This window comes from Thalassotalea crassostreae (assembly GCF_001831495.1).
Classification (GTDB): Bacteria; Pseudomonadota; Gammaproteobacteria; order Enterobacterales; family Alteromonadaceae; genus Thalassotalea_A; species Thalassotalea_A crassostreae.
On record NZ_CP017689.1, the window covers coordinates 1,641,241 to 1,654,039 of the forward strand.

11 protein-coding genes are annotated in these 12,799 nt (G+C 39.9%); all 11 read left to right on the top strand.

Features of this window, described 5'->3' with window-relative positions:
• The first annotated feature begins 26 nt into the window (after positions 1-26).
• The 11 genes from pabC (at position 27) to acnD (ending at position 12,643) form a co-directional block, all read left to right on the top strand.
• Positions 27-845, top strand: a complete 819-nt coding sequence (gene pabC / locus LT090_RS07055) for an aminodeoxychorismate lyase (RefSeq protein WP_068545230.1) — start codon at positions 27-29, stop codon at positions 843-845.
• Complete coding sequence (mltG, locus tag LT090_RS07060; RefSeq protein WP_068545231.1) at positions 833-1,825, top strand: endolytic transglycosylase MltG; 993 nt, start codon at positions 833-835, stop codon at positions 1,823-1,825. Before pabC ends, mltG begins: the two co-directional genes overlap by 13 nt.
• A gap of 6 nt (positions 1,826-1,831) precedes the next feature.
• Positions 1,832-2,455 (top strand): dTMP kinase, encoded by a 624-nt coding sequence (tmk, locus tag LT090_RS07065; RefSeq protein ID WP_068545232.1) that lies wholly within the window; start codon positions 1,832-1,834, stop codon positions 2,453-2,455.
• On the top strand, positions 2,448-3,392 hold the full coding sequence (locus LT090_RS07070; protein WP_068545233.1) for a DNA polymerase III subunit delta': 945 nt from the start codon (positions 2,448-2,450) through the stop codon (positions 3,390-3,392). The genes tmk and LT090_RS07070 overlap by 8 nt, the downstream gene beginning before the upstream one ends.
• 23 nt (positions 3,393-3,415) lie before the next feature.
• A complete protein-coding gene (locus tag LT090_RS07075; RefSeq protein ID WP_068545234.1) occupies positions 3,416-3,742 on the top strand; it encodes a PilZ domain-containing protein in 327 nt (108 codons plus the stop codon).
• A 178-nt stretch (positions 3,743-3,920) separates the two neighbouring features.
• Entirely contained in the window at positions 3,921-4,691 is a 771-nt protein-coding gene (locus tag LT090_RS07080) for a TatD family hydrolase (protein WP_068545235.1), read from the top strand.
• 794 nt (positions 4,692-5,485) lie between these two features.
• Positions 5,486-6,715, top strand: coding sequence for a nucleoside recognition domain-containing protein (locus LT090_RS07085; protein ID WP_068545236.1), 1,230 nt, complete (start codon positions 5,486-5,488; stop codon positions 6,713-6,715).
• Between the two features lie 335 nt (positions 6,716-7,050).
• Positions 7,051-7,734, top strand: coding sequence for a GntR family transcriptional regulator (locus LT090_RS07090; RefSeq protein ID WP_068545237.1), 684 nt, complete (start codon positions 7,051-7,053; stop codon positions 7,732-7,734).
• A 1-nt stretch (position 7,735) separates the two neighbouring features.
• The gene (prpB, locus tag LT090_RS07095; RefSeq protein WP_068545238.1) at positions 7,736-8,626 is read left to right on the top strand and encodes a methylisocitrate lyase; all 891 of its coding nucleotides are present in this window, start codon (positions 7,736-7,738) and stop codon (positions 8,624-8,626) included.
• A 79-nt stretch (positions 8,627-8,705) separates the two neighbouring features.
• Positions 8,706-9,830, top strand: coding sequence for a bifunctional 2-methylcitrate synthase/citrate synthase (gene prpC / locus LT090_RS07100; RefSeq protein ID WP_068545239.1), 1,125 nt, complete (start codon positions 8,706-8,708; stop codon positions 9,828-9,830).
• Positions 9,831-10,039: 209 nt separating this feature from the next.
• The gene (gene acnD, locus LT090_RS07105) at positions 10,040-12,643 is read left to right on the top strand and encodes a Fe/S-dependent 2-methylisocitrate dehydratase AcnD (protein ID WP_068545240.1); all 2,604 of its coding nucleotides are present in this window, start codon (positions 10,040-10,042) and stop codon (positions 12,641-12,643) included.
• Positions 12,644-12,799 lie beyond the last annotated feature (156 nt).

Sequence of the window (12,799 nt, forward strand, 5' to 3'; positions counted from 1 at the left end):
CCAATTAAAAACTTAATAAAAACAATATGGTTTATAAATCAGTTAATTTTAAAGCAAGCGATAGTGTCGATATCAGTGATCGAGGCTTAGCTTTTGGTGATGGTATTTTTACCACAGCCAAAATTGTTGATGGCGACATAGAGCATATTGATGATCATATTCATCGATTGCGCAGTGGTGTGCTTAAATTAGGTTTAGCGCAACCGGATTTTAATCAAATTAAAGCGGAAATGGTTAAAGCGGCTGCAGGGCAATTACTTGCTACGCTAAAAGTGATTATTAGCGCCGGAAACTCTAAACGAGGATATTCCCGAGATGGGATTGAACAACCTAATGTTATTGTTACTTGTTCACCGTATCCAAAACATTATTTAGGCTGGCATAGCAGTGGTCTAACGTTAGGCGTAAGTAAGACACAATTAGGCCGAAACCCTAGCTTAGCAGGCATCAAGCATCTTAATCGCCTAGAGCAGGTAATGATCAGACAAGAACTAGATCAGTTACCTGTCGATGAAGTAGTCGTATGTGACTACGAACATTGTATCGTTGAATGTAACTCAGCGAATATCTTTTGGCGTAAAAATAATATCTGGTATACACCTAACTTATCGATGGCGGGCGTGAATGGTATTATCAGACAAAAATTAATGACACTTTTACCTAATGTTGTTGAGTGTCATGCTAGAATCAGTGAATTAGATAGTGCTGATATTATTTTATTGTGTAATTGCTTAATGGCCATTGCACCGGTTAAAAATTATAATGGACGGACGTTGCATATCGATCATGAGTATATAGACTCATTGCAACAACAACTTAAGGATTTTGATAAATGTGGCGAGTAATTATTGCTATATTAGCGGCATTAGCAATTGCTGTTGTCGTGGTGGTTTTTAATGCTAATTCAACAGTAAATAAGCCGTTAAATATAGATACTGCAACCCTATATACCATTAAACCGGGTAAATCATATAATCATCTACTGAGTGATTTTAAAAAGCGTGGCTACATTAATTCACGATTTTCTTATCGCTTACATGCAAAATTAAACCCTACGCAAGTACGATTGAAAGCCGGTACCTTTGAATTTCAACCTAACATGTCAATGATCGAACTACTTGGTCTTGTTCAATCAGGAATGGAATATCAATTTAAGATTACCTTTGTGGAAGGTTCGACATTCAAAGAATGGCTCCTACAATTAGCCAACACACCTTACATAAAGCAAACGCTTGATGGCAAAACACCATTAGATATTGTGCAGAGCATCGACGCAACTGTGAAGCATCCAGAAGGGTTGTTCTTCCCTAGTACCTATCAATACGTTGCTCATACTTCCGATATCGATATTCTTAAGCAAGCATTTAAGAAAATGCAGGTGGAATTGCAATCGAGTTGGGAAAATAAACAACCTAAACTACCTTATAAATCACCCTACGAAGCATTGATCATGGCGTCATTGATTGAGAAGGAAACCGGGCAAGTATTTGAGCAACCAATTATTGCGGCAGTGTTTATTAATCGACTTGCCAAAAAAATGCGCTTACAAACAGACCCAACGATTATCTATGGATTAGGTGATAGATATACTGGTGATATTACCTATGCAAACATTCGAGAAAAAACAGCATACAATACCTATCGTATCGACGGTATGCCACCGACGCCAATTGCGATGCCAGGAAAATCTGCAATTGAAGCAAGTTTGAATCCTGCTGAGTCAAAGTACTTGTATTTTGTCAGCAAAGGCAATGGTGAACATCATTTTTCAACCACATTACGTGAACACAATAATGCGGTAAACAAATACATTAGAGGTAAGTAAACGGTCATGGTACAAGGGAAATTTATCGTTGTAGAAGGCATTGAAGGCGCGGGCAAGTCATCGGCAATAAGCGTAATAGAGAACTTTTTACAGCAGCGCGACGTTGCGTTTGAAAAAACACGAGAGCCAGGCGGTACTGTGATTGCTGAAAAGCTTCGCGCATTAGTTAAAGAGCCAAGTGATGAGCAAGTTACACCTGAGTGTGAGTTATTGCTGATGTACGCGAGCCGCAGTCAGTTATTGCATAATAAAATAAAGCCAGCGTTAGATAGCGGTAAATATGTGATTGGTGATCGTCATGATCTATCCTCTCGAGCATATCAAGGCGGTGGTCGAGAATTTAATGACGATACCATCAATACCATTGCTGATATAACCTTGAAAGGTTTTAAGCCTGACTTAACGCTTTATCTTGATATTGAGCCGGAACTTGGTTTAGCTCGAGCTCAGGCTAGAGGGGAGCTGGATCGTATTGAGCAAGAAAAGATTGATTTCTTTCATCGCGTTCGTAATAAATACCTTTCGTTAGCAACATTAGATGATAGTATTTTTATCGTTGATGCCAGCCAAACCATGGAACAAGTCCATCGCGATATCCAAAACATATTAGGTGAACAACTGAGTGGCTAATTTAGCGGAAAAGCCTTGGTTAGTTGACTCTAAGCAGGAAATTGACAGCAAAATAGAGCAAGGCTTGTTGCCCCATGCATTGTTATTACTTGGCAGCTATTTAGCTGGGCAAGATGAGCTGGGTGACTGGTTAAGTAAGTTATTGTTATGCGAGCAAAATACTCAGCAACATAGTTGCGGTCAATGCAAGTCCTGTCTGTTGGTCAGCTCTAACTCACATCCCGATTTGTTCGTGATTGATACCCAAGAGAAAAATATTGGTGTTGATGTAGTAAGAGAAGCAGGTGGTTTTTTACAAAAAACGGCGCAGTTAAGCGGTGCTAAAGTCGTTGTTATACGTAGCGCTGAAAACATGACTGAATCGGCTGCCAATGCATTACTCAAAACCTTAGAAGAGCCAACCGATAATAGCTTTTTACTGTTAGTTTGTAATAACCAAGAATTATTATTACCGACCATCATTAGTCGCAGCTCAGTGTTAAATATTCAGCCGCCGACGGGCAAAGAACTTGCTGAAATGGTCCAGTCAGCTGACAGTATTAACGATTTTAGTAATATTCATCACTTTGCAGAATTAACAAATAGCGAGGTAAGAGAGCAATTTGACGACTTTAATCAGCAATTGAGTCAATTTTTGCTAAGTTTTGATAATCAATTGACGTTTGCTAAAGTATTGGTTGAAAACATACATGCGATGCGTTGGTTAGCACAATCTTTTGTTCATCTAATTCGGATCCAAGCTGATTGGGGAGAATCTTTGCAAACAATGCCGCAATTTAAATTCGCTCAAAATTTTAATGGCGAGCAATTATGGCAGTGCCAAATGTTAATAAATGCAGCAAATAAGCAATTAAAGCTTTTAACTCAGGCCAATAAAGGTTTTACTATAGAATCTTTATTGTTTGATATCGAACAAGTATTACAGATACAAGAATAATAATACGGTATTAGGAATTCATCATGAATCGACATGTCTTATCATTTAAAAATGAACGTGAAATTTACATGGCTTATATGCCATTTTTAAAGCAAGGTGGAATGTTTGTTAAAACTAATGAGCCTTATGAAATAGGCGATGAAATTGAGCTTGAAATTACCCTGCCAGGTCAAATCGACGGCACAACAATGCAAACAACGGTATGTTGGATAACGCCTCCAGGGGCTCAAAATGGTACTGAGCAGGGGGTTGGCCTTGCTTTCGGCAAAGATGAAAATAATGTCTGTAGTCAAATTGAGAAAGAACTCGGACGTTTACTTAATTCTAAAGACGCGACATTTACCATGTAAACGTACGACTAATCCAATAGCAATAATCCTGAATTTATTCGGGATTATTTCGTTTTGGAGCATGATTTTTAGCTGTTCATATTAGACGCTAGACTGCCATTACTAAATGTTTTAATTAATCTCTATTGTGTTAAACTTGCCACTCTTTAATTTCCTATAAAAATAGCCGGAGACGTTAGTGTTTATTGATTCCCATTGTCATCTGGATAGATTAGATCTAGCCGAATTTGATAACAATCTTGATAATGTTATGCAACAAGCTAAAGCTGCCAATGTTGAGCAAATGTTGTGCGTGTCAGTAACACTAAAAGAATTTCCGTCTATGGTCGAAAAGACCCGTAATTATGACAATGTAAATCTTTCTTGTGGTGTTCATCCGTTAAATCAAGATGATTTAGTTGATGAGCAAGAATTGCTAACACTTGCGGATAATGACAAAGTTGTCGCAGTTGGTGAAACTGGCCTAGATTACTTTTACGCCCCAGAAACACAAGAAGTGCAACGTGACGCATTTCGAAAACATATCCGAGTCGCTAAACAGCTTAATAAGCCGATTATTATTCATACCCGTGATGCCCAAGAAGATACGCTAAACATCATGCGTGAAGAAGGTGCAGAAGAAGTAGGTGGTGTATTGCATTGCTTTACCGAGAGCTGGGAAATGGCTGAACAAGCGATTGCTATGGGGTTTTATATTTCATTTTCAGGTATCGTTACCTTTAAAAACGCAAAAGCGTTACGACACGTGGCGCACTTAGTCCCTAATGATAAGTTTTTAATTGAAACTGATTCTCCCTATTTAGCTCCTGTGCCACATCGTGGTAAGCAAAACCAGCCTGCCTATGTGGTAGAAGTTGCAAAAATGCTAGCAGATGTGCGTGGTCAAACAGTCGAAGAAATTGCTCAGCTAAGTACAGAGAACTACAAGAGACTGTTCAAAGTTAATTAATATAATTCTCTACGATTTCTTAAAGACAAAACACCATCGCTGACGTGAATGGATTCACTAATGCCGTGGTCACGTGCTTGTGAAGGAACGGCCACTGGTTCAGGTAAGTCACACGAACAAACCATCCATGGTGTTTCGGCATACCCCAATAATTAGGAAACAATAGAAGACGTCGCTGACGTGAATGGAATCAGTAAAGCCGTGGTCTCGTGCTTGTGAAGGAACGGCCACTGTTTCGGGTAAGGCACACGAACAAACCATCCATGGTGTTTCGGCATACCCCAATAATTAGGAAACAAGAGAGGGCGTCGCTCTTTCACATCCATGTGACCGCGACATACCTACTTCCATGTAGGCAAAAAAAGGCCTGAAGCTAATCGCTCCAGGCTCAGGGGAATGGCTCAATAGGTTGAGCCTGCGCTAATAAATTCAAGGTCAGAGTCTTTATCAATCTGTCTAAATATTGATTAAAAACCTCAAAGAAAATCACTACATGAACTAATAATTGTAGTTTAAAATTGATTAAAATCTAGTCGATTTTTAAAATGATTTTATATTTAATTAAAACAATGGTTTATTGAGTGTTTTTGATTTTATGTGCACATTTTGTGCAGTGCTTCTGTACAGTCTTTGCACACTTTATCAACAGATTGTTCAGGTGCGCGGATATAACCTTATCTAGTTCACTTAATTTTTGTGTTATGGTTATAAAAATTACTCAATATTAACGAACCATATATCGACTTGTATTTCGTTAATTAAATCGACTAATAATAATAAAAAAGATTTTTATCATGTTAAATCTGATCTGGTTAAGTTTCTTCATCATCGCGTTTATTGTATCGCTCGTTCAATGGCTTGTATTTGGCAATATTGGTATTTTCGAACAGTTGCTAAATAGCATTATTTCAATGTCAAAAGTCACCGTGGAAATAGCTATTGGTCTTATCGGGATTTTAAGTTTTTGGCTAGGTATGATGAAAATCGCAGAAGCAGGCGGTGTTGTTAATTGGATTGCCAACGCAATTTCGCCGTTATTTAGTCGATTAATGCCTGAGGTACCGAAGAATCATCAGGCTTTTGGTTCAATTACCATGAATCTTTCGGCCAATTTCTTAGGTTTAGACAATGCAGCAACGCCTCTTGGTCTTAAAGCAATGAAAGATCTGCAGGAAATAAACCCGAAAAAAGATACCGCAAGTAATGCTCAGATCTTATTTTTAGTACTAAATACTTCTTCAGTGACGCTATTTCCAATTAGCGTGTTTGTTTATCGAGCTCAGCAGGGAGCTGCGGTTGCAACCGATGTGTTTCTTCCTATTTTACTTGCTACATTCGCATCCACCATTGCCGGTTTAATTAGTGTCGCTATGTTTCAGCGCATTAGCATATATAAAGGCGTAATACTTGCTTATCTTGCTGGTGCATTTGCCGTTGTCGCCGCACTTGTTGTTTATCTATTGCAACTTAGTGCCCAGCAATTAAGTGAACAATCGTCGCTGATGGGAAATCTTCTGATCATTTTGGTTCTGGTTTGTTTTTTAGTGATCGCTCATCTAAAAAAGATAAACGTTTATGACACATTCATCACCGGTGCTAAAGAAGGTTTTGAAGTAAGTATTAAATTAATCCCTTATCTTTTGGCTATGCTTGTTGGTATTGGGGTGTTTAGAGCCAGTGGTGCGTTAGATATGATTGTCGACAGTATTCGCACATTGGTGGCGATAATTGGCGGTGATACTCGCTTTGTCGATGCATTACCGACCGCATTCATGAAGCCATTAAGTGGCTCTGGCTCAAGAGCAATGATGATAGAGACAATGAATGCCCATGGTGCAGATTCTTTTGCTGGACGTTTAGCATCAATAATGCAAGGTTCAACAGAAACCACCTTTTATGTACTCGCTGTCTACTTTGGTAGCGTCGGCATCCGTTATTCTAGACATGCGATAACTTGTGGTTTAATAGCCGATGTTGCCGGCATTAGCGCCGGCATCGCCGTATGTTATTGGTTCTTCGGCTAACAACACTTCTATTTCTTAGTATCTTGATACGGGTCCATTAATAGCTCAATAGCAGTTTATTAAGAACGCCTTTATCACGCAGTAAAGCTTTTCTCTCAAAATAACAAATTCAAACAAGTGTATGTCGGACAATATTTGTTCGACATTGCTTATTGTTGCTTTATTTCGTCATACTTTGGTCTGATTGTCGACAATTTGAGTGTTTAAGTATTGACTTGATTTTAAATCGGCGTATTATTGCCATCATGCTTTAGATTGTCGACAATTGTTAACGTTTGAATAAAATTTTAGTTTCTGTCGATTTACAATATAACTATTAACATAAATCAAAAGATATGAATTCATTAAACCCTGCAAGACAAGCACCGGTAACCACCGCGGACAAGATATTTGAAACCATGCAGCATGAAATTGTTGAAGGACAAATTAAAGCCGGTAGTAAAATTAGTGAACCAGAACTCGCCAAAAAATATCAAGTTAGCCGCTCTACATTAAGAGAAGCATTAAATCGTTTAGAGAAGTGTCATTTAATTGAACGCAAAGCCAATGTTGGTTCGCGCGTCGTTGAATGCTCTGTGCGTGGACTACTTGAAATTTATGAAGTGCGCGAAGCACTCGAAGGTATGGCCTGTCGACTTGCTGCGCAGAACATGAAAGACGAAGAAATCTTTGAATTACAAAAAATTCTTGAACTACATGGCAATGAAAAACAACTGCAAGATGGTGTTTCTTATTACCAAGAAGAAGGGGATTTGGACTTCCATTACCGTGTGATCTTAGGTAGCCACAATCAACAATTGATTAATATCTTGTGCGGCGAATTATACCACTTGGTACGAATGTACCGCTTTCAATTTGGTATGAATAGTCCTCGTGCAAGCCGCGCCTTTGATGAACACAAAGCAATAATGTATGCGATAGCTGATAGAGATGCCGAGTTAGCTGAAATGCTAATGCGTCGTCATATTGCTGCTTCGCGAAAAAATATAGAAAGAAAATTAGAAAAGGACAGTGAATAAAATGACAACTCAATTATCACCGGGTGCTAAATTTCGGTTAGCGCTACAAAACAACAAGCCATTGCAGGTTGTAGGTACAATTAACGCTTATGCTGCAATGATGGCTGAGCAAATAGGTCATCAAGCTATTTACCTATCGGGTGGTGGTGTTGCTAATGCTTCTTATGGTTTGCCTGATTTGGGTATGACGTCACTTAATGATGTTATTGCAGATGTTCAACGTATTACTGCTGCTTCAAGCTTACCTTTATTAGTCGACATTGATACCGGTTGGGGTGGTGCTTTTAACATCGCTAAAACAATTCGCGATATGGAAAAAGCTGGCGCTGCAGCCGTGCATTTAGAAGACCAAGTTGCACAAAAACGTTGTGGTCACCGTCCAAATAAAGAAATCGTTTCTACGGAAGAAATGGTTGACAGAATTCGCGCTGCAGTTGATGCACGTACCGATAAAGACTTTTTCATCATGGCTCGTACAGACGCTTTTGCTCAAGAAGGCCTAGAAGCTGCATTAGAGCGTGCTAAAGCATACGTTGCTGCAGGTGCAGACGGTATCTTTGCCGAAGCAGTTAAAACAGAAGAGCATTACCGTGCATTTACTTCAAGCTTAGACGTGCCTGTATTAGCGAACATTACTGAGTTTGGCCAAACTGAACTTTGGAATAAGAAAGAGTTAGGTGAGTGGGGTTGTGCCATGGTGCTTTACCCGCTAAGTGCATTCCGAGCAATGAATAAAGCCGCAGAATCTGTGTACCGTACTTTATTAACCGATGGCGATCAAAAAGCAGAAATCGAAAACATGCAAACTCGTATGGATTTATACGATTACCTTGGCTATCACGATTACGAGCAAAAGCTAGATGCGCTTTTCTCAGAAGGTAAAAATAAATAATTAGTTATTTATCGAGTTATTACATTTAGATCAAATAAGAAATCAAATAAAAAATTTAAGAAATTAATAGGAAGAAATTATGGTTGATAAGAAATTAGGTGGTGCAGGCTTACGTGGTCAAAGTGCAGGCGAAACGAAATTATGTACAGTCGGTAAATCAGGCTCAGGTCTAACTTATTGTGGTTACGATGTATCAGATCTAGCGGATAACGCGACGTTTGAAGAAGTGGCTTACCTTTTATTTAACGGCGAATTACCAAATCAAGCACAACTTGACGCGTATAAAGCAGAATTAAATGGTATGCGTGATTTACCACAAGCGCTTAAAGAAGTGTTACAACGTATTCCTGCCGATGCTCATCCAATGGATGTTATGCGCACCGGTGCGTCGTTCTTAGGTAACGTTGAACCAGAAAATGATTTCTCTGAACAAAACAACGCTGCAAACCGTTTATTAGCGGCTTTCCCTGCAATTATGACTTACTGGTATCGTTTCTCCCATGATGGTGTTGAAATTGACTGTGTAACTGATGAAGAATCTATCGGTGGTCACTTTCTACGTCTTTTAACTGGTAAAACGCCATCTGAATTACATCGCCGTGTAATTGATGTATCACTTATTCTTTATGCAGAGCATGAATTCAATGCGTCAACGTTTACAGCTCGTGTTTGTGCGTCAACGCTTTCAGATATGTACTCTTGTGTAACTGCGGCAATCGGTTCATTACGTGGTCCTCTTCACGGCGGTGCAAACGAAGCGGCAATGGAAATGATCCAGAAATTCGACTCACCAGAAGATGCTAAAGTTCAAATGGCTGGCATGCTTGAGCGTAAAGAAAAAATCATGGGCTTCGGTCACGCGGTATACCGTACATCGGATCCTCGTAACGTGATTATCAAAAAATGGTCTGAGAAGTTAGCCGGTGAATTCGGTGATTCTTCACTTTACGATATTTCTGTAGCTTGTGAAGAGTATATGTGGGACACCAAGAAGTTATTCTGTAATGCTGACTTCTTCCACGCATCCGCATACCACTTTATGGGTATTCCAACGAAACTGTTCACACCGATTTTCGTGTGTTCACGTTTAACGGGTTGGGCAGCACATGTGATGGAACAACGCGACAATAACCGTATTATTCGTCCAAGTGCAGACTACACAGGTGTTGAACCTCGTACCGTCGGTCCTATTGCAGATAGATAATTTGACTTGTTATTTAATCCTATTTCATCGTTTGAAAATCATTACATATACTTATATGCGCAGATTTTCTGCCTTGAAATAGAATTAAATTCCGTCGTCAATAACTTATATCAGCCAAAAGCTTTTATTAGTTAAAATTTTAATTTTTATATTTGAAGCATAATTGCAATGCATTGTGCTTCAACCTCAAAAACATAGTGGATTAAATTATGAACTATGAATACCGTAAACCGCTACCTGGTGTTGGTATCGATTATTTCGATACTCGTGCAGCGATAGAAGCCATTACGCCAGGCGCTTATGCGAAATTACCATACACATCTCGTGTATTAGCCGAGCAACTTGTTCGTAAATGTGACCCGGAAACTCTTACCGACTCATTAAAGCAAATCATCAATACTGAACGCACATTAGACTTTCCTTGGTATCCAGCGCGTGTGGTATGTCACGATATTTTAGGTCAAACAGCCTTAGTTGATCTTGCCGGTCTTCGTGATGCCATTGCAGATCAAGGCGGCGATCCGGCGAAAGTTAACCCAGTTGTTCCAACGCAGCTTATTGTTGATCACTCACTAGCAGTGGAAGCACCTGGTTTTGATCCAGAAGCATTCGACAAAAACCGTGATATTGAAGACCGTCGTAACGAACACCGTTTCCACTTTATTGAATGGACCAAAACCGCATTTAAAAACGTTGATGTAATTCCAGCCGGCAACGGTATTATGCATCAAATTAATTTAGAGAAAATGTCGCCAGTTATTCAAAACCGTGACGGTGTAGCTTTCCCTGATACTTGTGTTGGTACTGATTCACACACGCCTCACATTGATGCTTTAGGTGTTATTGCGATTGGTGTTGGTGGTCTTGAAGCTGAAACCGTAATGCTTGGTCGTCCATCAATGATGCGTCTGCCTAACATTATCGGTGTTAAGTTAACGGGTAAGCGCAAGCCAGGTATTACTGCCACTGATATGGTATTAGCAATTACTGAGTTCTTGCGTAACGAAAAAGTAGTATCAAGCTACTTAGAGTTTTTCGGTGATGGTACTAAAGATTTAACCATAGGTGATAGAGCAACTATCTCTAACATGACACCAGAGTTTGGTGCATCTGCAGGTATGTTCTACATCGATGAACAAACCATTGATTACTTAAAGCTAACGGGTCGAGAGCCAGAGCAAGTAGCACTTGTTGAGCAATACGCAAAAGAAACTGGTCTTTGGGCTGATGACCTAGAAACCGCTGAATATGAGCGAGTTCTTGAGTTTGATTTATCAACGGTTGTACGCAACATGGCGGGCCCTTCAAACCCTCATCGTCGTCTTCCTACATCAGAGCTTACTTCAACTGGTATTGCAAAAGACTTAGATGCATGTAAAGCGGAAGAAAATGATGGTCTAATGCCTGATGGTGCGGTAATCATTGCTGCAATCACATCTTGTACTAATACTTCTAACCCACGTAACGTTGTTGCCGCGGGTTTAATCGCAAAGCGTGCCAACGAATTAGGCCTAGTGCGCAAGCCTTGGGTTAAATCATCATTTGCACCAGGCTCAAAAGTTGCAAAACTTTACCTTGAAGAGTCAGGTTTATTACCAGAAATGGAAAAACTAGGCTTTGGTATTGTAGGTTATGCTTGTACTACCTGTAACGGTATGTCAGGGGCACTTGATCCTAAAATCCAACAAGAAATTATCGAGCGAGACTTATATTCTACGGCTGTGCTTTCAGGTAACCGTAACTTTGATGGTCGTATTCATCCACATGCCAAACAAGCATTCTTAGCGTCACCACCACTTGTTGTTGCTTATGCAATTGCTGGTACCATGCGTTTTGATATCGAAAAAGACGTATTAGGCCAAGATCAAAATGGAAATGATATTACTCTGAAAGATATTTGGCCAAGTGACGACGATATTGATGCAATTGTAAACTCAGCTGTTAAACCTGAACAGTTTAAGAAAATTTACACGCCAATGTTTGACTTAGGAGCCTTTGAACCTGCTGAAAGCCCATTATATGCTTGGGATGAAACCAGTACTTATATTCGCCGCCCTCCATATTGGGAAGGTGCACTAGCGGGTGAGCGCACGATGAAAGGCATGCGTCCATTAGCAGTACTTGGTGATAACATCACAACAGACCATTTATCGCCATCAAATGCGATTCAATTGAACAGTGCTGCTGGTGCATACTTGGATAAAATGGGCTTACCTGAAGCTGACTTTAACTCATACGCAACACACCGTGGCGATCACTTAACGGCGCAACGCGCAACGTTTGCTAACCCGAAATTGTTTAACGAAATGTGCCGTGATGAAGAAGGCAATGTTAAACAAGGCTCTTTAGCTCGTATTGAGCCAGAAGGTACTGAGTCACGTATGTGGGAAGCGATTGAAACTTACATGGATCGCAAACAACCATTGATTATCATCGCTGGTGCCGATTACGGTCAAGGTTCATCACGGGACTGGGCTGCCAAAGGTGTTCGTCTGGCTGGTGTTGAAGTGATTGTTTCGGAAGGTTTCGAGCGTATTCACCGCACTAACTTAGTCGGTATGGGCGTACTTCCTTTAGAATTTACTAATGATGAAACGCGTCATACTTATGACATCGATGGTACTGAAACTTACGATGTTGTTGGAACGACTGCGCCAGGTGCCTCGATGACAGTGGTTATGACTCGCAAAAATGGTGAAGTAGTGGAAATTCCAGTGAAGTGCCGTTTAGATACGCAAGAAGAAGTTTCTGTTTACGCCGCAGGCGGGGTATTACAAAAGTTCGCCAACGACTTCCTGGAGTCTAATGCCTAAACTTTTATTTTTATTGGTAGCTGTGTTGGACGTGCTCATGTGTAGGTACACATTCCGCGCGACCGCCTTGCTCTCACTTAAAAATAATTCGTCTATGTATCAAACTCGAGTTTAATTATTAGCAGTAAATAGTTTCTATTTACTGCTTTTTAATTC